This window comes from Arcicella aquatica (assembly GCF_034928825.1).
GTDB lineage: Bacteria > Bacteroidota > Bacteroidia > Cytophagales > Spirosomataceae > Arcicella > Arcicella aquatica.
Genome location: NZ_JAYFUL010000048.1, coordinates 20,927 through 41,085 on the forward strand (window position 1 = coordinate 20,927; position 20,159 = coordinate 41,085).

16 protein-coding genes and 1 tRNA gene are annotated in these 20,159 nt (G+C 35.2%); 12 read left to right on the forward strand and 5 right to left on the reverse strand.

What is annotated here, in order from left to right:
- Positions 1–612 (forward strand): DUF4142 domain-containing protein, encoded by a 612-nt coding sequence (locus VB264_RS20675; protein ID WP_323252542.1) that lies wholly within the window; start codon positions 1–3, stop codon positions 610–612.
- 466 nt (positions 613–1,078) lie between these two features.
- Here VB264_RS20675 and VB264_RS20680 read toward each other — a convergent pair.
- The 3 genes from VB264_RS20680 to VB264_RS20690 form a co-directional block, all read right to left on the reverse strand.
- Positions 1,079–1,150: transfer RNA gene (locus tag VB264_RS20680), tRNA-Arg, on the reverse strand.
- 100 nt (positions 1,151–1,250) lie between these two features.
- Entirely contained in the window at positions 1,251–2,513 is a 1,263-nt protein-coding gene (gene hflX / locus VB264_RS20685; RefSeq protein WP_323252544.1) for a GTPase HflX, read from the reverse strand.
- A 527-nt stretch (positions 2,514–3,040) separates the two neighbouring features.
- A complete protein-coding gene (locus tag VB264_RS20690; RefSeq protein WP_323252546.1) occupies positions 3,041–3,877 on the reverse strand; it encodes a DUF2911 domain-containing protein in 837 nt (278 codons plus the stop codon).
- Between the two features lie 250 nt (positions 3,878–4,127).
- Between VB264_RS20690 and VB264_RS20695 the strand changes: the two genes are divergently transcribed.
- Positions 4,128–5,030 (forward strand): Rpn family recombination-promoting nuclease/putative transposase, encoded by a 903-nt coding sequence (locus VB264_RS20695; protein WP_323252548.1) that lies wholly within the window; start codon positions 4,128–4,130, stop codon positions 5,028–5,030.
- 66 nt (positions 5,031–5,096) lie between these two features.
- Here VB264_RS20695 and atpG read toward each other — a convergent pair whose 3' ends face one another.
- A complete protein-coding gene (gene atpG / locus VB264_RS20700; RefSeq protein WP_323252550.1) occupies positions 5,097–5,981 on the reverse strand; it encodes an ATP synthase F1 subunit gamma in 885 nt (294 codons plus the stop codon).
- A 102-nt stretch (positions 5,982–6,083) separates the two neighbouring features.
- Positions 6,084–7,661 (reverse strand): F0F1 ATP synthase subunit alpha, encoded by a 1,578-nt coding sequence (atpA, locus tag VB264_RS20705; RefSeq protein ID WP_323252552.1) that lies wholly within the window; start codon positions 7,659–7,661, stop codon positions 6,084–6,086.
- Positions 7,662–8,214: 553 nt separating this feature from the next.
- Between atpA and VB264_RS20710 the strand changes: the two genes are divergently transcribed.
- The 10 genes from VB264_RS20710 (at position 8,215) to VB264_RS20755 (ending at position 19,670) form a co-directional block, all read left to right on the forward strand.
- Positions 8,215–8,397 carry a hypothetical protein gene (locus VB264_RS20710; RefSeq protein WP_323252554.1) on the forward strand — a complete coding sequence of 61 codons (183 nt, stop codon included), beginning with the start codon at positions 8,215–8,217 and terminating at the stop codon, positions 8,395–8,397.
- Between the two features lie 222 nt (positions 8,398–8,619).
- Complete coding sequence (locus VB264_RS20715; protein ID WP_323252556.1) at positions 8,620–11,046, forward strand: TonB-dependent receptor; 2,427 nt, start codon at positions 8,620–8,622, stop codon at positions 11,044–11,046.
- Positions 11,047–11,090: 44 nt separating this feature from the next.
- Complete coding sequence (locus tag VB264_RS20720; protein WP_323252558.1) at positions 11,091–12,227, forward strand: DUF4249 domain-containing protein; 1,137 nt, start codon at positions 11,091–11,093, stop codon at positions 12,225–12,227.
- A gap of 139 nt (positions 12,228–12,366) precedes the next feature.
- Positions 12,367–13,431: a ferrochelatase gene (hemH, locus tag VB264_RS20725; protein ID WP_323252560.1), complete on the forward strand. Its 1,065-nt coding sequence runs from the start codon at positions 12,367–12,369 to the stop codon at positions 13,429–13,431.
- Between the two features lie 449 nt (positions 13,432–13,880).
- Positions 13,881–14,774, forward strand: a complete 894-nt coding sequence (locus VB264_RS20730) for an EamA/RhaT family transporter (protein ID WP_323252562.1) — start codon at positions 13,881–13,883, stop codon at positions 14,772–14,774.
- Positions 14,775–14,942: 168 nt separating this feature from the next.
- Positions 14,943–16,415, forward strand: a complete 1,473-nt coding sequence (locus tag VB264_RS20735; protein WP_323252564.1) for a M28 family metallopeptidase — start codon at positions 14,943–14,945, stop codon at positions 16,413–16,415.
- An 85-nt stretch (positions 16,416–16,500) separates the two neighbouring features.
- The gene (locus VB264_RS20740; protein WP_323252566.1) at positions 16,501–17,094 is read left to right on the forward strand and encodes a hypothetical protein; all 594 of its coding nucleotides are present in this window, start codon (positions 16,501–16,503) and stop codon (positions 17,092–17,094) included.
- Between the two features lie 200 nt (positions 17,095–17,294).
- Positions 17,295–17,660, forward strand: a complete 366-nt coding sequence (locus tag VB264_RS20745; RefSeq protein ID WP_323252568.1) for a hypothetical protein — start codon at positions 17,295–17,297, stop codon at positions 17,658–17,660.
- A 289-nt stretch (positions 17,661–17,949) separates the two neighbouring features.
- Positions 17,950–18,648: a hypothetical protein gene (locus VB264_RS20750; protein ID WP_323252570.1), complete on the forward strand. Its 699-nt coding sequence runs from the start codon at positions 17,950–17,952 to the stop codon at positions 18,646–18,648.
- A gap of 566 nt (positions 18,649–19,214) precedes the next feature.
- Complete coding sequence (locus tag VB264_RS20755) at positions 19,215–19,670, forward strand: carboxypeptidase-like regulatory domain-containing protein (protein WP_323252572.1); 456 nt, start codon at positions 19,215–19,217, stop codon at positions 19,668–19,670.
- Positions 19,671–20,159 lie beyond the last annotated feature (489 nt).

Genomic DNA, 20,159 nt, shown 5'->3' on the forward strand with positions numbered 1-20,159 from the left:
ATGAAAACAACCATTTATTTAAACAATACTTTGTGGTTCAGCGTAGTAGTAGGATGCCTTATTATGTTTGGCTTTATATCTTGTAATCATCGTTATCCAAGACCTGATGAAAGTTTTTCTAATATTTATCAAGCCAAAGAAACTACACTTGACCACATAGCACTAGAAAATGACAAAGAGTTTTTAGTAAATGTTGCAGAAATTGATTTAGAAGAAATAAAACTAGGGCAGTTGGCACAACATAATAGCCAACAATATGAAGTAAGAGTATTGGGTAAAATGATGGAAGTATTGCATTATAAATCATTAAAAAATATAAAAGCAATTGCTAAGAAAAAATCAATCAGTATTCCCACAGCCTTATCAAACCATGCTATTGATACTTACGGCAAATTGAATAAAGAGTCGAAAAGTGATTTTGACTTTGCTTTTTGTAATATCATGGTTTTGAGCAACAAAGATGCGATAGATTCCTTAGAAAAAGTTTTAGTAGAATCAAACGATTTAGATATGATTCAGTGGGCCAACCTCATGTTGCCAGCATTACGGAGTAATCTTAATCAAGCCATTACTTGTAAGAGAAATGCTAAGAGTTCGTCATTACGATATTAGATTCTTTATCCTTAAAAACTACCAAAGTATAATCCCAAAAGTCTTGAGATTTCTCGACCAAAACAACCTATCCGTGATACTTCTTCTACCGCAACGACGGTCGGCGATATAGTGTTCCTAATTCCTAACGGAACTCTAATCTGTATCCATAAATCAAGAAACATGAGTCATCACGAATTTCAAAATCATAGAAAAGCGGTCGAAATTAGTTTTTCGACCGCTTTTCTATGATTGATGGGCAACGAATTCCTACTGTTTGAGCGGAGCGAGTTTAGGAATTCTTGATTTTCTTTTGTTACTTTTCTTTCATCAAGGAAAGAAAAGTAAGGACTAGACGATAATTAAGTAGAAAACCTCTCAAATTGTTTACAAAACGCACAATTTTAGGAAAAATTCGGTATGACTTATGTTTTAGTTGATTAGAATCAAGAAAAATATCCTAATTGGTATTCAAAAACCCTATTTGTGGCCCCAGTGGGAATCGAACCCGCATCGAACGTTTAGGAAACGTCTATTCTATCCGTTGAACTATGGCGCCTTTGTTGAGATTACAAGGAAAAATTCTCTTGTAATCTCAATAACTGCAAATTTCTCTAAAAACTCTTTAATAATCAAGGCAAGCGAAGAATATTCGCTTGTTATTCTTCTTCCTCTTCCAGTTCATCAGTTGAATAATGAACTTCATTTAGCCAATTTGGGAAAATAAGGATGTGCTTTTCTTTCACTGCTTTCACAATGGTTTCTCTTAGCTCTTCTATGTTTTCTTTTTGTTCAGCTGAAATAAAAACCGTTTGAGGTTGAGGGTTATTCATGTACGAATTTTTCAAGAAAGCCGTTACTTTTTCAATCCTGCTTTGTTGGTTTTCAGGTTCATTCCCAGACCCAATCTCCCAATCATTGATAACAACTTCTTCCGACGAGAATAAATCTATCTTATTAAAAACAAGAATCGTTGGCTTGTCGGCTGCACCAATTTCAGTTAACGTTGAATTGACAACCTCGATGTGTTCCTCATAATTTGGATGAGAAATATCTACAACGTGTAATAAAATATCTGCTTCTCTTACTTCATCCAAGGTCGATTTAAATGATTCAATCAACATCGTAGGTAATTTTCTGATAAACCCTACCGTATCTGACAATAAAAAAGGAATAGTATCGAAAGTCACTTTTCTCACCGTAGCATCCACCGTAGCAAAAAGTTTATTTTCTGCAAATACTTCTGCTTTGGCTAGGCGACGCATCAAAGTAGATTTACCAACGTTGGTATAACCTACTAAGGATACACGCACCATTCGGTCTCTGTTTTTTCGCTGCGTAAACGCTTGCTTATCAATTTGCTTGAGTTTCTCTTTCAAGAAAACGATTCTATCATTAGCAATACGACGGTCAGTCTCTAATTCTTTTTCACCTGGCCCACGCATACCCACGCCACCTCGCTGTTTAGAAAGGTGAGTCCACATCCTTGTTAATCGTGGCAAAATATACTGTTGCTGTGCCAGTTCCACTTGCGTTTTTGCCTGAACTGTTTTGGCACGCATCGCAAAGATGTTTAGAATCAATAAACTACGGTCAAGAATCTTTACTTCATGCTGAAATTTGGCAAATTCAGTTTCAATATTTCTTATTTGAACAGGCGAAAGGTCATCATCAAAAATTACCATGTCTACATCATTATCCACTACATAAGCGATAATATCCTGCATCTTACCTTTCCCCACATAAGTACGTGTATCAGGTTTTTCTAATTTTTGTGTAAAAGTATAAAGCGTATTGATTTGTGACGTATCTGCCAAGAAAGCCAATTCGTCTAGGTATTCTTTTGTTTGTTCTGCTGTTTGTTTTTGTGTTTGTACAGCCACTAAAACGGCTGTCTCTTTTACTTCTTCGGTAGTATGCATAATATCTTGATGTTCAATATTGGAATTTTATAAATAGCCTAAAATCATCAGGCCTTTACATGATTACCTTTCAATATGATTATTCTAAATCCTGTTGTTGAAAGAATACATGTACAATTTTGCGCGTGTTATCTTATATTGACATTGTTGTTTTCGTTAATATTGTTGCTATTCGTCCTAATTACTGGCTAGCTAAAAGCCGACGACTAAACAGATTGTGTATTTTTAAAGATACGCAATTGGTTTTATCTTACAGAAATTAAAAACAAGTTTAAACAGAAATGGTTGATGTTGAAATTACTGCCCTTTCGGAGGGCAATATCCATGAAGACTGGATTTTGCAGAGCCGAGAGAGGATTTTAGCAGAAAATTTGTCTTAGCTTCATGTTAGTAATGATACTGAAAGAATCGTTTTAAAGTTAGTGGTGCAAAGGTATAATTATTTTTCTGATTTCTATCTTATTATGCATAAAAAAACCTGTAAGGGTTAAATACTCTTACAGGTTCAAAAAAAGAAGTCAATGATATTACTTCATTGAAGCAATTAACTTCTCATTTAACGCTACATAATCCATATTATTGGCTTCTTTAGCAAGTTCTATTGATTTTTTGGCTGTTTCAATCGCTACAGCTTTATTCCCTAGCTTTGCTTGAATCTTTGCCTTTAAGTGCATGATCCAGTATGCCTTAGGTGTTTGCTCAACGGCTTTATCTGCCCAAGCCAACGCTTTATTTAAATCTTTGCCTGTTTCAAAATAATAGCTAGCTGCCTGAAAGTACGGACGACTATCAACAGCCAATGCTGTTTCAATGGCTTTGGTGATTTTGCCATCAATATCAGCAGTCACTGGAATAGCAATAGCTGTTTTTTCCCAACTGATTTCAATATCTGCTGACGAAGCCGTTAGGTTAGCAATCTCAATCGTAAACGTTTCAACAGAATTTGCTAAGGTTGTCGGTTTTACTTTGAATTTAGCAACATCTTCTTCGGCTTTATACCCATCAATGCCCCAGTTGTTCAAGCCTTTGTTGAAAATCACTTCCCACTCATCTTTGTTAGGAATAGTGTACAATACATACGTGCCAGCTTTTAAAGCTACGCCACCTACTTTTACATCCTCGCCAAAAGTTACTCTGGTAGCAGCATTTGCACCAGTTCTCCATAGTTTACCGAAAGGAGCTAAGTCACCGAAAACTACTCTACCTCTGATGTTTGGTCTTGAATACACTACCTCGATAGAAGATAAAGCAAAATCTTGTTTGATGGTCTGTGTAGGACTCGGTGCAGGTGTTTTAATTCCCTGAGCGTTTAATGAAGTATTTAAGGTAAAAATTGCAAGAATTGAAACAATAAAGTTTTTCATGAGAAGAATATTTGTTTAAGTATATCCTACAAAGTTAAGGATAGTTACATTAACAATTCTTTAGCTTTTGTTAATCTATATAAATTTTAGATAAACAGTAAAAATTGGTGGGTGAAAATATTTCACCTTCGATAATTTTTTTTGCTGGAATATACATTTTATGGCGTTTTTGCATGATGGACTTTTAACTAATAAAAATTTAATCTATCAATTTTCGAAATGATGTATATTTGTTTAAAATAATATGTAAATGGCAGAATTTGTAGAGAAATATATTAATCCTTTTACCGACTACGGTTTCAAGAAATTGTTTGGCGAGGAGCTAAACAAAGACTTATTATTGGATTTTCTGAACGAATTATTAAAAGAAGAGCAAGGACAAATCACAGCGTTAAACTACCTAAAAACAGAAAATCTTGGTCTGACAGAATTAGATAGAAAAGCTATTTTTGATTTGTATTGTGAGAATGAAAAAGGAGAGAAATTTATAGTGGAGTTACAAAAGACTAAACAGAATTTCTTTAAAGATAGAACAGTTTACTATTCAACTTTTCCGATACGTGAGCAAGCTAAACGAGCTGATTGGAATTATGAATTAAAGGCTGTTTATACTATTGCCATTCTTGATTTTGTTTTCGATGCAGATAAAAATGAACCCAATAAATTTAGGTATGATGTAAAGTTGAAAGACACAGAAACCAATAAAGTATTCTATGACAAGTTGACTTTCATCTACTTAGAAATGCCAAAATTCAAGAAAACAATAGATGAATTAGAAACGAGGTTCGATAAATGGTTGTATGTAATTAGCAACCTAAATAAACTAGATAGAGTCCCTGATAGTTTACGAGAACAAATTTTTGAAAAAGTATTTGAAACCGCAGAAATAGCCAAGTTTACTCAAGAGCAAGTATTATCTTATGAAGATAGCTTGAAGTATTACAGAGATTTAAAAAACTCATTGGATACTGCCAGAGAAGAAGGAGAGATAGAGGGAATATTGAAGGGGAAGTTAGAAGGAGAGATAGAGGGTATATACAAAGGAAAGTTAGAAGTAGCCCGAAATATGCTTTCATTAGGAATTTCAATCGAAACAATTATTCAAGCTACTGGTCTTTCTGAGGAGGAAATTAATCATTTAAGGGATAATTGATTTCAGCAATAGCCAAAAAAAAACTCATTCCTTTTGAGAATGAGTTTTTTAATGAAATATCGTATCTTATGCCGCTGCCAAAGCTTCTGCACCACCAACAATCTCAAGGATTTCGTTAGTAATCGCTGCCTGACGAGAACGGTTATATTGTAATTTCAATTCTTTCAATAATTCACCAGCATTATCGGTTGCTTTATCCATCGCTGTCATTCTAGCACCATGCTCAGAAGCATTTGATTCAAGAACGGCTTTGTAGATTTGTAACTTCAACGCCTTAGGAATTAATTCATTGATGATTTCTTCTTCAGAAGGTTCAAAGATATAATCCACAGAAGAAGCCTTAACTTTGTCGTCTTTTTGTTCAACGATTGGTAATACTTGCTCTGTCTTTAATATTTGAGTCGCTACGTTTTTGAATTCGTTATACACCAATTCAACAACATCGTATTTGCCTTCTTCAAAACCTTTCATCGCTGCTTCTGCCGCAGTACGAACGTTCGTGAAACTTAATTTTGTAAAGATATCAACATAAGCAGTGTTTACATTATATCCACGACGCGAAAGGTATTCACCACCTTTTTTGCCAAGTGCCAAAATTTCAACATTCCCAGCGGCTTGTTGCGCTGCATATTTTTCGCTGATTAAGCTAACAGCTGCTTTACCAACGTTGGCATTGAAAGCACCACACAAACCACGGTCTGATGTAACAACAATGATTAATACTTTGTTGATAGCACGAACGATAGTGTATGGATTTTCTTTTGCTCCTTCTGCGTTAGCAGAAACGGTAGCAATCATTTCAGTCAATTTTCTTGAATAAGGACGCATCTGAACGATAGCATCTGTCGCACGGCGAAGTTTTGCTGCCGACACCATTTTCATGGCTTTGGTAATCTGCTGAGTAGAGTTTACCGAGACTATTCTGTTTCTTACTTCTTTTAATGAAGCCATTATCTTTTCTAATAAATGAATGATAGAATGAATGAATGATAGTGAATTAATCTACTTTGTAAAATCACTATCATTCTATCATTCAAAATTGAAAATTATTTTTTACACGTATTTCGGTGCTACTTCTTTCGATACTCTTGTCAAGACATCTGTCAAAGAATCATCAAATTTACCTGCTTTCAAAGCATCCATTGTTGATTTTTGCGTAGCGTTCATTACGTTAATGAAATCTTTTTCAAATTCACGAACTTTGCTTACCGCTACCGTGTCAAGAAGACCTTTTGTTGAAAGGAAAATCATAGCGATTTGCTCTTCAACTCTTTGTGGAGCACCGTTTGGTTGCTTCAACATTTCAAGGTTACGACGACCACGTTCGATAGTCAATTTCGTAGCAGCATCTAAGTCAGAACCAAATTTAGCAAATGCTTCCAATTCACGGAATTGTGCTTGGTCAAGCTTTAAAGTACCTGCTACCTTTTTCATCGACTTGATTTGAGCATTACCACCCACACGTGATACCGAGATACCTACGTTGATAGCTGGACGAATACCCGCGTTGAAAAGGTTTGATTCCAAGAAAATCTGTCCATCCGTAATTGAGATTACGTTTGTAGGAATATATGCTGAAACGTCACCCGCTTGTGTTTCGATGATTGGAAGTGCTGTTAATGAACCACCACCTTTTACCAAATGCTTGATAGATTCAGGTAAATCGTTCATGCTACGAGCAATCTCGTCAGATGAGTTAATCTTAGCAGCACGCTCTAATAAACGACTGTGAAGATAGAATACGTCACCTGGGTAAGCTTCACGTCCTGGAGGACGACGAAGTAATAATGAAACTTCACGGTAAGAAACAGCTTGTTTAGATAAATCATCATAGATGATCAATGCTGGACGACCTGTATCACGGAAGAATTCACCAATCGCAGCACCTGTAAATGGAGCAAAGAATTGCATCGGAGCAGGGTCTGAAGCACCCGCCGCTACAATTACAGTATAGTCCATCGCACCAGCTTTGCGAAGTGTTTGTTCGATTTGTTTGATAGTAGAGGCTTTCTGACCACATGCTACATAAATACAGTAAACAGGGTTTCCAGCTTCATAATATTCTTTTTGGTTAATGATAGTGTCGATACAAACAGTAGTTTTACCTGTCTGACGGTCACCGATTACCAATTCACGTTGTCCACGACCTACTGGAATCATCGCATCAATCGCTTTGATACCTGTTTGAAGGGGCTCAGTTACAGGTTGACGGAAGATTACACCCGGAGCTTTACGTTCCAAAGGCATATCATACAAATCACCTGTGATTGGTCCATTACCATCAATAGGCTCGCCAAGTGTATTTACAACACGACCGCAGATACCGTCGCCAACTTTAACAGATGCGATTTCGTCAGTACGTTTTACAGTGTCTCCTTCTTTGATTTCAGACGAATCCCCTAATAATACCGCTCCTACGTTATCTTCTTCAAGGTTCAAAGCTAGGGCTTTTAAGCCGTTATCAAAAACGAGCAATTCACCCGCCTGTACTTTCGATAGTCCGTAAATACGGGCTACACCATCACCGATTTGTAATACGGTACCTACTTCTTGAAGTTCAGCCTCTGATTTTGCTCCTGAGAGTTGTTCTCTCAAAATTGCTGATACTTCATCTGGTCTGACTGATGCCATTATAATAAGTTTGTTTTGTGATTTTGAATTTGGAATAGTATTTAATCTACTAGATAAGAATTAGTTAAATATCAATTAGAGATTAATTATTAAAGACTTACAATATTAATAAATACTCTATCGTTGCTCGCTGAATTCTTTAATTAATAAATTACTTATTTTTCAGGTGCAAAATTAGGGAACAAATTTCACAATTCCATGAAATGCTGAACATTTCATGCTTAAATGTTATACTTTTTTGGGATTCATTATTCTTCCATGTTAGCAAATCTGCCACTTTTTGAGCTTTTATCTTCAAAAAATCCTTTTTTAGTCTTAAAACTGAGATAACATATAGTTATTTTCTATTTATAAATAAAATTTATCGATTTGATTTATGTATTTAAAAATTCTAAGTTTGTGACATCAAATAATAATCTTCATCTATAAATAGCTTACTATCATGTCTGAAACAACGATGAATTTGCCTACTGCTTTTGGTATGATAGAAATGTCTAAGGCGAGAGCGACCATTATACGCAACCGTGTAGTTTGTAGCGTTTGATGATTGGTGATGCCAAGGCGAGAACTGTTAAAATATCATTGGTGCGATGTCAGGGATTACTACCCAATGGAAGATAAAATTACCGATTTGCAAGTATGCCCTTGGTTCAGATCAGACATTGGTTTGGGAAAGAGAATCGCACAAGGACTTGGTATTGATACCATTGCGGTAATGCCACAAAAACATCAGTAGTTTTAATAGTTTTTTAGATGCAAAAAGCGTCGGAGCAAGTCGGGCAGGACTTTGTTTCGACGCTTTTTTTAAGTATTCTGTCTTGAAATTTCAGCACGTTGTCAGTATTTGATATAATATGTAATAATAAGGAGATAAATCATGCTATAGATTTCTATTAAAATGCCGTTCTTTGTAAAACCAGTTTATCTTGATGACTGGCATCAACTATAAAAATAAACTATGAAACTAACTTTACGAGCATTAATCCTCAAAAGCTTATTTTTTTGCTGTATTTCCATTTCGTTTACTACACAGTCATTTGCACAAAATACAGAATTTAAGTTGCCTCAATTGTCAGGGAAAGTAAAAGATTCTAACACAGGTGAATCAATTGTTGGTGCAACGATTTTTTTGGATTTCAAAAAATCAGGTGTAATCACCGATTCGTTGGGTAATTACCAACTGTATTTACCCCCAGGCGAATATGTCATTAAAGTTAGTCATGTGGGGTATAAACCTTATCGTACAAAACTAACCTTAAAGGCTGATACTAAGTTGGATGTTACTTTAGAGGATGTCTCTAAGACACTTGAAGAAGTAATTGTTTCGAGTCAGGCTACACGCAAAAGTATACAGACGCCTTCTTTGGGGGTTACTTTGTTGAGTATTAAAGGTATCAAGAAGTTGCCAGCGATGATGGGTGAGGTAGATATTATCCGTTCGTTACAAACCTTACCGGGTGTGTCGTCAGTAGGAGAAGGCTCAAATGGAATAAATGTACGTGGAGGAAATGTTGACCAAAACTTAATTTATATAGATGAAGCCCCTATTTTTAATCCAACCCACCTTTTTGGATTATTTTCAGTGTTTGCTTCGGATGCTATTCGCGAATTAGAACTTTACAAAGGAAGTATTCCATCTCGCTTTGGTGGTCGGACGGCCTCTGTGTTAGACATTAAAATGACAGACCCTAGCTTAGAGAAATTTAAACTTTCGGGCGGAATCGGGTTGGTATCTAACCGAGCGATGGTTGAGGTACCTATTATCAAAGAGAAATTATCGGTTGTAGTAGCAGGAAGAGTTTCCTTCAATGATTTTTTGTTTAAATGGATTGGACCAGATAATATGAGAAATACGCGGGCTAATTTTTATGATGTAGCGACTAAAGTATATTTCAGACCGAATAAAAACAATACCATTTCGCTCTCTACGTATATGAGTAAAGATTTCTATCAAGTAGATTCCTTATTTAGTTTAGAAAATGTAGTGGCAAAACAAACTCAGTTTGACTATGGACATTTGAATTTTTCTGCTCGTTGGAGCCACTATTTTAATACGAAATTTAGTTTAGATGTAGTAGGAGTAGTGAGTAATTATAAAACTAGAACGTATGCACCTGATAGTGTTAATAGAATAGATTTGTACAACAGTATTGATTATAAAAACATCAAGGTAAATTTTGATTATAACCCAGACGAAAAACACAAAATCAATTTCGGTGCTAGCGGAATCAATTACCAGATTTCACCGGGTAAATTGAATGAAAATGTAAAATCAAGGATTTCGAGCGTTTTATTACCAAGGGAACAATCGTTAGAATTAGGGTTGTTTGTGGATGATGAATACAAAGCCAATGAAAAGTTGACGATACAAGCGGGCATTAGGTATGCACAATATTTAAGCTTAGGCCCAACGACTACTCGAAAATATTTAGATGGAGAGCCAAGAACAGCCTCCTCTCAAATCGGAGAAGAAATTGTATCAAGTGGTGCTGTAGAGAAATCTTATGGTGGGTTTGAGCCTCGTTTAGCAATAAAGTACTCTTTGGGCGAAAACAGTACCTTGAAAATAGGCTATAATAGAATGCAGCAATTCATTCAATTATTATCTAATAATACCACGCCACTGCCTACGGCACGTTGGAAAACCGCAGACGAATATATTAAACCTCAGGTGAGTGATTTTGTATCTTTAGGCGTATTCAAGACCTATAAAGATAATGTGTGGGAGTTTTCAGCAGAGGGATATTATCGTTCAACACAGAATGTAGTGGATTATATCTCGGGAGCAAATCTACAATTGAGTCAAGCCATCGAAACACAACTCATTTCAGGCAAGGGCAAATCTTATGGTTTAGAATTGATGTTAACGAAAAAAAGAGGTGAGTTGAATGGTTGGGTGAGTTATACTTTCGCACGTTCTTTGCAACAAGTAAGAGGCGATTATCCTCAACTCCAACAAATTTCTGATGGTAATTGGTATGCTTCAAATTATGATAAGCCTCATAGTTTGAATATTATGATGAACGTACAGCCAACTATTCATCATAGTTTTTCTTTTACGTTTGCTTATAATACAGGTCGTCCGTTTTCGTCTCCATCAGGTTTTTTTCAGTTGGATAATAAAAGATACCCTGTTTACGAAGCCAGAAACAATGATAGAATATCTGATTATCATCGCCTAGATTTTTCTTGGACTATCACCAATCCAAGTATGAAAGAAAAACGCTGGGAAGGAAGCTGGACTTTTACAGTGTATAATCTTTATGGAAGAAAAAATGCCTATTCGGTATTCTTCAAACCTGCTGGTGTTGCCTTGAAACCTTATGAGTTAAGTGTTTTCGCTAACCCATTGATTTCATTGACTTATAATTTTAAATTTTTATAAAAGACTTGTATTGCTTTCGTTTAGAAAGATTGAAATATATTATCATGAAAACTAAATTTCCAATATTTTCCTTACTTTTCTGTTTACTGGTAGCCTCGTGTATTACACCAATTACAGACTTTGTACAAGTATCCTCAAAAAGCTTCCTGACGATAGAAGCTAACTTAACAGACCAACCCGGGCCCCATAAAGTGCATTTATATATGTCTTCAGATAAAATTTCGGGAGGATATTTTTTGCCAATATTGAAAGCCAAAGTTTATTTGACAGATGAAAAAGGTGTTGTTGAAAACTTAACAGACCCTAAATCTACAGGTTATTACCAGACTTCCGATGGATATGCTGGACGCGTGGGAGGAACTTATACCTTAACTATCGAAACATTAGATGGTAAAAAGTATGTTTCTACCGCAGAAACGATGAGACCCGTTCCAGAAATAGAAAATGTGATTACTAGATTTGACCTACAAGATAATTATGCCAAAGGGGACCCTCGTCGTGGAGGTTTTAATATATATGTAGATTTTCAGGATTTTTCTACTACAGGAGATAATTATCAATGGTATTGGAAACATTATGAACGTGCTTTCATTTGCGAGACTTGTCCGAATGGCTATTATGATTTTACCAAGAATACCTGTACTTTCCCTAAAGTACCAACAGACATAATTTTGAATTATAAATGTGATGGAGATTGTTGGAATATATCCTTTTCAACTGATTTGAATGTATTTTCTGATTCTTATCTAAACGGACAGAGAATTACGGGCAGACGGGTAGCAAGAATACCTTATGATGATATTACACCATATTATCTTCAGTTTGAACAACGTTCTATTACTAAAAATGCCTATAACTATTATCAAAGTCTGGCTGCCCAAACACAAAATAATGGTACACTGTTTGATGTACCTGCTGAAACAAGATTTAGCTATAATATCAAATCAGCAACCAATACCAGTGAAAAAATACTGGGTATTTTTGATGTACACTCAACCAGAAAAAAGATATTTTATATAGACCGTTCTGTAGGAGTACCAGCAGGAGAAGCCCCTGTTACTGTAAAAATTGTTGGAGATGTTTTCGCTTGCCCTCCAGCTTCTTCAAATTGTAAAGAGTACGTTCAGTGTAACGATGGTTTGTACAGAACACCATTTAAACCAGTAGGCTGGAAAAATTAATTAGTAAGTTTCTCGAAAAATAAATTCATAAATGAGCGGTAGAAATATTAAAATCGAACAAATTTGTATTATAGAAGTTGTCTTTAAACAATCTCTTGAGCGAATTGTTACGTAAATACGAGAAACTTAATTTATAAAAATGCAAGTACAAGAACCACACACGTTGTCTGACAAGTCCTTGACAACTAAGCTTAAAACAGGAGTATTAATCGTTAATTTGGGTACGCCCGATTCGCCAAATACACCAGATGTCCGTAAGTATTTACGCGAATTTTTGATGGATGGGCGAGTAATCGATATTCCTTATGCTTTTAGATGGATGCTAGTAAACCTTATCATTGCACCATTTAGAGCACCCAAGTCGGCTAAGGTATATAAAGAACTTTGGACAGACAGAGGTTCGCCTTTAAAGTTTTATGGCGAAGACATCGAAAAGATGCTTCAAGCACAATTGGGCGATGAGTATGATGTCAAATTGGCGATGCGTTATCAAAGCCCTAGCATGGATGCTGGCTTAGAAGCCTTTAAAAAATCGGGCTATAAAAAGATTATCGTTGTTCCGTTCTTTCCACAATATGCATCGGCAAGTACAGGGTCGGTTTACGAAAAAACGATGCGTATCGTAAAAGAATGGCAGATTATACCTGAAATAAGCTTTGTCAATACTTTTTACGACCATCCTAAGTTTATAGAATATTTTGCTACTGCGGCTAAAAATTATATGGCTAAACACGAATACGACTATTTCATGTTTAGTTATCATGGTTTACCACAACGTCAAATCCGTAAAGGTGACTGTACGGGTGAAACCTGCAAGTTCGGTTCATGTTGTGATACTATACATTCGATGAATCAATATTGCTATCGGGCACAATGCCATGAAACCACTAGGTTGTTAGTAAAAGAATTGGGCTTGGAAGAGGGTACTTATAGAACTACTTTCCAGTCGAGATTAGGCAGCGACCCTTGGGTGCAACCTTATACTGATGTTGTCATTAAGGAATTGGCGGAACAAGGCAAAAAGAATATCTTGGTGTTCTCGCCAGCTTTTGTGGCTGATTGCTTAGAAACAACTATCGAAATAGGAGAAGAATACCGTGAAATGTTTGAAGAATTTGGCGGGCAACATTGGCAATTGGTAGAGAGCCTAAATAACTCACCGATGTGGGTGGATTTATTGGAAGATTTGATTAAAAAGGCGTGATAGATCTGTAAGCTTTGAGTGATGAGCTTTTTTCTTTCGCCATTCGCCCTTTAGCCCTTATTTCGCCGTTGTTGGTGTCTTTTCGCCGTTGTTGGTGTCTTCACCAACAACTCGTGCGACAGCAACACTCCAGCCAATAGTTAGTTTTTGTTACAATTATTAGTGGTGCATTGCTGTCGCACTACTTGTTGGTGTTAGTTCACCAACAAGGGCTTAAAAAACACAAAGACAGAAATTTTTCTATTAGGGTGCGACTTGAGTCGCACCCTAATAGAAAAATGACATTGCTTCATCTCAAGGCTCACAACTCATCACTTACACCCATAGCTCAATATAAATTCGGGAATATTTGTTTAAGCTTTTGAATGGATATTATTACATTTGGGTAATTACCTGTTTTCAAACCTAAACGGTATAATAAATCCCAAAATATTTAATCATCATCAGCTATGATACATTTATTGCTCAGTATAATCTTCTCGGTTTTATTATTGATTAATTTCCGTTTGCATCCACGTTTTGGCATCAATACTTTTCAAACCATCATTTTCAATTATCCAGTTTGCATCCTTACAGGCTTATTGTTTTTGCCAGAAAACCAACACCTTAACTTAGATTTATCCGAAACCTCCACCATTTTAGCCATGCTATTAGGCGTTGGTTTTGTGATTACCTTTATGCTTTCGGGTATCTCTACCCAACGAATCGGGATGGCTACTACTTCGTTAGCAAACAATATGTCGTTGGTAGTACCCGTTATTTTTAGCTTAGTCATCCTGAAAACGAGTACTAGTTTTGATGCCTTTAATTATCTGGGATTAGTACTAGCCGTCATAGCAGTAGCGTTGAGCACCTTTAAAAAGGATGAAGGCGGCAATCAAAACAAGCAACAAACGGCAGATTGGTTATTACCCATTGCTGTATTTACCATGTACGGCATTACCAATACCACTTTTAATTACCTCAATGCCAAATACGTTACTGCCGCAGGTACTACTATTCCTTTTACCTTAACTATCTTAGTTGGTTCTGTGTTGATTGGGGGAGTTGTATTGATTATCAGGATGATACAAGGAAAAGAGAAACTAGAAGCCAAGAGCCTGTTAGCGGCAATTCCATTAGGCATTCCTAATTTCCTATCATTTTATTATCTACTAAAAGCCCTTGATGCTTATCAGAACAATGGCGCTTTTGTATTACCCATCTATAATATTGGTGTCATTGTAGGATCGGCCTTGGTCGCTTTTATTTTCTTTCAAGAGAAATTTACTTTGCTCAATAAAATCGGCTTACTGTTGGCGGTCATCGCCATTGGATTGATTTCGTATCAGGGTTTGTTTTAAGCCAATTTAAAATAAAAATTCATTAAGTAGCGATTAGTAAATAGTGATTGGTGAATAGCCCCCTGTCTCGGTAGTTTTTCAAATTGCTAGTTATCAGTTGTTTGCGATAAATAAAAACGATGCTTAAATTTTAATGATTACTTAACAAAACTTAGCCATAAATAGAAAATGAAAAAAAGTAATTTACTATTCTTGTTCCTGCTTGTGACAAACACAGTGTTGGCACAACTGAATAATCCTCCTGCGTTGAATGCCATAACAATACAGGATTTGAAAAAAGATTTATATGCCTTTGCAGATGCCCATTTTAATGGTCGTTCTGCTGGAACGTTAGACGAACTAAAGGCTTCTATGTGGTTGGCTGATCAATACAGGGCAATTGGACTAAAACCAGCAGGGGATGATGGTACCTACTTTCAGTACTTTACCTTATGGCGAAATCATATAGCAGATAATGCTAGTGTCGTGATTAATAATACAACCTTCTCGCTTTGGAAAGACGTTGCTGTGGCACAGATGGCTAATATTTCGTTAAATGCACCTATTGTATATTTAGGAAATGCCCTTGATATTGATACGAGTAAAATAGATGTAAAAGGCAAAGTAATAGCCATTGAGGCTAATGCGAAAGGCATTAATTTGAATGTATCGTTACCAACTTGGCGATACAACCGATATGTTTTCACGAAGTATGGCTTGCCTTTGATAAAAAAAGGAGCAATTGCCATCATTTTTATTGCAGACGATGTAGCTGAAAACGCTTGGGAAGATGCCGCTGAAAACTTTAAAAGAGGTACTTATGACATAGATGGGGGCGTGAATGAAAATGTTACCACTACCGTGCCTGTTTTGTGGTTCCATGCTAGTGCGAAAGCATTATTACAACAAAATACTGCTACGATTAAAGCCAACTTGATAGTGGCTAAATATCCCTATCCCTCTGTCAATGTAGTTGGCAAAATTGATGGAACAGATGCTAAATTAAAAGCAGAGTACCTGTTATATAGTGGGCATACCGATGCACATGGCATTAGAAATGAAATCAAAAATGATTCTATTTATTATGGTGCTGATGATAATGGCAGTGTAGATGTAGCGATGCTTGCCAATGCCAGAGCATTTATTAAAAAGCCAGCCAAACGTTCAGTGATTTTTGTGATTCATGGGGCAGAAGAAAGGGGTTTATTAGGGTCGAGGTATTTTTCGTCACACCCTACTGTTCCTATCAAAAACATTGTAGCGGTATTGAATGGAGATATGATTGGTAGAAATACTACTGATAGTGCCGCCATTTTAGGCATGAAACCTCCTCACAGAAATTCCCTTGATTTGGTAACGATGGCACTTGACGCTAATAATGAAGGCCCTAAGTTTAAATTAGATGATACTTGGGACGACGTATCGCACATAGAAGGTTGGTATTTTAGGAGTGACCATCTACCGTATGCAAGGCTAGGCATTCCTGCTATCATGTACACCAGTCTTTTGCATCCCGACTATCATACGCCACAAGATAATGCCGAGAGCATCAACTATCCAAAGCTTAAAAAAATGGCTGATTGGATGTACAGAACAGGGTGGAAGGTAGCCAATGCAACCAACAGACCAGCCACGGATAAGGGGTTTAAATTAGAGAGATAAGATTACTCATGGCATGACGCTGTTAGTATTACCAACGTTGCCGAGTGACTGGTAGTCATGCAATGAGTGAATGGACATCAGTAAAATGGAAGAAAATAACAAAAGATATATTGAGTCAAAGGAAGTTAGATGGACATACAAACATGAATATCTCGTTCATTGTCCAAAGTGTTTGCATGAAGCGTTAGTGATAGGTCGATTTACTAATAGGAGTAAATTGATTTGCAGTAGCTGTAAATTTACTGAAGATGCGAAAGAGCTTGTGAGATACAATGCTATAGTAAAACGAAATTGTGATAATTGTGGGAAGTCAATAGATATTACTATTCCGAATAATAAAGAAAAAGTAGAAGAATTGACCATCCCTTGTCAACATTGTGGAATAGTGCGAACTTATAAACCACGAAATGATGATTATAGATTATTTTATAAAAACTCATTAGAAGGAGATCCAGTTTTTAACCTTCCTTTATGGTTTCAGTGTGAGATAAGAGGGAACTTATTTTGGGCTTATAATAGAGAGCACCTGTTAGAGATAAAAAACTACGTTGCATCAAAATTAAGAGAAAGACAAAACATGACACATACTACAATGGTAGAACGCCTTCCTAATTTCATTAAAGATGCCAAAAATAGAGATACCATCCTTAAAGCAATTGATAAGTTATTGAAAAAATAGTGAACCCTATAATTGAATCTCGCTCCTCGAAGTCTCTGACTTCGTGGTACAGATAAATGACAATCTATGATTGTCCGTGCTATTTTTAGGAGAAAACAACGAGGTAACGAGGGCGATATGTTGACTTTTTGGATAAAAAAGATGGATTTTATATTGATAAACTTACCAAGAATCCGATGAGAAAGTTATTTCCCCTTATTATGATACTTATATCATGCAATATTTATTGTCAAAGTACAATAACGAATATAACTAAATCAGATACTTTTTATATTCATAAAATAAAAAAGTACAAAACGATTAGCATCATTCATGCGAAAAATAATATAGATGAGATTTTCAAAATTGTATATAGACATTCAAGCGGTGGTCAAAATATAAAAAAAGGTATGAAATATTATTTGGAAATAAGTACAGTTGTATTTGAGATGGATGGGAAAAATATAGGATATACACCAAATAGAATAATGTGTTCAGAATACGGGAAAAGGCTAAAAATCTGTACTGAACCCGAGAATGGAATTACTGAAATTTATGATTTGATTAAAATCTCAATTTGTCCGTAGTGTCATACTTTACCGTTGCTCCTCGAAGTCTCTGACTTCGTAGTACAGATAAACGACAATCTATGATTGTCCGAGCTATTTTAGAAGAATGCAACGAGGTCGATATGTTGACTTTTTCGATTAACATCCTTTTTATCTATACTTCGAGATGTCCTTCGGAACATCTCGAAGAGCAAGAATGGAGCTATTGGGGATTTTATATATTTGCAACGCATTATGGGTGCAGGCTATAACAGAGAAATAATGATTAAAGCGTTTGATGATAGTGATAATAAATAGTTGTTAACTTATGAAAATAATAATTATGCTTTCAAGTATTCTCATGTTTAGTTGTACAGAAGAACGCTTTTACAGAGAATACATTTCTAAAAATAAGGTGTATGCATTTACATTTAATGATGACTCAACATTTAGATACAATTATTATAGATTACATGAATATGAATATTCAAATGGAAAATGGTATCAAAAGAATAAAAAAGAAATAGTATTAAATAGCTTTTTGAAAGGGAATTTGCTAAAGTTAGAAACTGAGAAATATACCACAACAAAAGAGGTTATTAATGAGATGTTTTTTGATTTCAGGTTTAATAAAATTAAAGCAGAAGATTGCGAGTGTACTATCTACTTGAATGATAAGCTATATACCACAAAACGATGTGATTCTCTTTCAGTAATCCAAGAAAAATTGCCTATTCAAAGTATTCAACTATACATATTTAAAGTCAATTATACGGATTCATATCGCTATTCTTTAAAACCACTTAAATCAGCCACTTTTTATCCTTTTAATGTGCAATCAAACTTTATTAAATTTCATATAGATGTAGAAGATTCATATTTTTCCTATAGAGCTTTTAACGATATTATTATTAACCTTAAAAGGAATAAGATTTATTATTTAAATGATAAGAATAATAAAATTACGCTCTATAAAAATAATCCTGCTCTTCGAGATGTTACCAAGGATGTCTCGAAGTCCAGATAAAAAGGAAATTAATCTTATGTAATTATTTATTGAATGACATTCGATTAAAGGATTTATGCCCGCTCTTCTAGATGTTCCAAAGGACATCTAGAAGCACCGATAACAAGAATATTAATCCTATAAAATAATAAATAGGATGCTTAAACTCTGAATAGTTGCTGTATAAAGTCTTTTTTTCGTTTTTTGCCGTTGTTGGTGTTTTTTTTCACCAACAACCAGTGCGACAACAACCCTTGCTCCTCGAAGTCTCTGACTTCGTGGTACAGATAAAAGACAATCTATGATTGTCCGTGCTATTTATTAGAAGAATGCAACGAGGTCGATATGTTGCTTTTTTGGATTAACATCCGTTGCTCCTCGAAGTCTCTGACTTCGTGGTACAGATAAAAGACAATCTATGATTGCCCAAGCTATTTATTAGAAGAATGCAACGAGGTCGATATTTTGATTTTTTTTGGATTAACATCCTTTTTATCTATACTTCGAGATGCCCTTCGGAACATCTCGAAGAGCGAAAAGTATATAATTATAATCATCATTACAAACCTTAATCTAAGAATATAAAAATGAATAAATTATCAATAACACTTATTTTGTTCTTAATTTCAATTGGTAATCTTTATAGTCAAGAAAGAATGATTAAAGGTCGTGTCATTGCTGAAAATTTAGAAATTTTGCCATTTGCTTCAATTATGGTTAATGATACAATTGAAGTTGGCAAACCCGATGTAAATGGATATTTTCAAATAAATGTTCCTGTTTCAGAACAAAAAATTATTTTTATTTGCGTTGGATTTGAGGTAACACATTTAAGTCTTGATGAAAAATGTAACGAGGTCGAAGTTATTATGATGGACGCTGTTACATATGATTTTATAACTCTCAAAAGAGTGGATAAATTGCGAAAGAAAAGATTTAATAACCTATCAAAACTACATAAAGAAGCATTTAAGAAAGGTATTTTTAAAACAGATAAGGCTTGTTATAAACAAGAATTTATACCATATTACAAGAAGAAATAAAAAACTACAATCAAAAAAAGCCCCAGCCCTTGCTCCTCGAAGTTTCCAACTTCGTGGTATAATAAAAAAGCAGTCTGAGACTGCAAATATCTATCTAGTCGTAGGCTATCCTACGACTCCAAATACAAAAGAGCGTTTCGCTCAAAGTTATGAGAGAATAAGTATTTTATTTCTTTTTCAAAGTCATTAAATCGTAAGGCATAAAATTATAGTGTTTGGAGTATATAATAGTTTTTGATGCTGATGTTTATGTATTATTTTAAATCTCAAAAAGCTTATCATATCTGGGTATTGTAAAATAATAAATTACAATAAACCTGACTATTAAATATTATCTATTTGTGCTTATAAGTAACTGTAAATAATTAATTAATGTAAGTTGCGTAGTATTATAAAAAGTAAAACCTTTCAATATTGGCTTAAATTTGGTTTGCCAACTCAATTTATCCTCAATGAAAGATTTTACGATTGCAATTTATTGTTTTATAG

Bases quoted from the DNA above. Each gene is read 5' to 3' on its own strand.
- VB264_RS20675 (WP_323252542.1), top strand. From the start codon at position 1: ATGAAAACAACCATTTATTTAAACAATACTTTGTGGTTCAGCGTAGTA.
- hflX (WP_323252544.1), bottom strand. From the start codon at position 2,513: ATGCATACTACCGAAGAAGTAAAAGAGACAGCCGTTTTAGTGGCTGTA.
- VB264_RS20690 (WP_323252546.1), bottom strand. From the start codon at position 3,877: ATGAAAAACTTTATTGTTTCAATTCTTGCAATTTTTACCTTAAATACT.
- VB264_RS20695 (WP_323252548.1), top strand. From the start codon at position 4,128: ATGGCAGAATTTGTAGAGAAATATATTAATCCTTTTACCGACTACGGT.
- atpG (WP_323252550.1), bottom strand. From the start codon at position 5,981: ATGGCTTCATTAAAAGAAGTAAGAAACAGAATAGTCTCGGTAAACTCT.
- atpA (WP_323252552.1), bottom strand. From the start codon at position 7,661: ATGGCATCAGTCAGACCAGATGAAGTATCAGCAATTTTGAGAGAACAA.
- VB264_RS20710 (WP_323252554.1), top strand. From the start codon at position 8,215: ATGCCAAGGCGAGAACTGTTAAAATATCATTGGTGCGATGTCAGGGAT.
- VB264_RS20715 (WP_323252556.1), top strand. From the start codon at position 8,620: ATGAAACTAACTTTACGAGCATTAATCCTCAAAAGCTTATTTTTTTGC.
- VB264_RS20720 (WP_323252558.1), top strand. From the start codon at position 11,091: ATGAAAACTAAATTTCCAATATTTTCCTTACTTTTCTGTTTACTGGTA.
- hemH (WP_323252560.1), top strand. From the start codon at position 12,367: ATGCAAGTACAAGAACCACACACGTTGTCTGACAAGTCCTTGACAACT.
- VB264_RS20730 (WP_323252562.1), top strand. From the start codon at position 13,881: ATGATACATTTATTGCTCAGTATAATCTTCTCGGTTTTATTATTGATT.
- VB264_RS20735 (WP_323252564.1), top strand. From the start codon at position 14,943: ATGAAAAAAAGTAATTTACTATTCTTGTTCCTGCTTGTGACAAACACA.
- VB264_RS20740 (WP_323252566.1), top strand. From the start codon at position 16,501: ATGGAAGAAAATAACAAAAGATATATTGAGTCAAAGGAAGTTAGATGG.
- VB264_RS20745 (WP_323252568.1), top strand. From the start codon at position 17,295: ATGATACTTATATCATGCAATATTTATTGTCAAAGTACAATAACGAAT.
- VB264_RS20750 (WP_323252570.1), top strand. From the start codon at position 17,950: ATGAAAATAATAATTATGCTTTCAAGTATTCTCATGTTTAGTTGTACA.
- VB264_RS20755 (WP_323252572.1), top strand. From the start codon at position 19,215: ATGAATAAATTATCAATAACACTTATTTTGTTCTTAATTTCAATTGGT.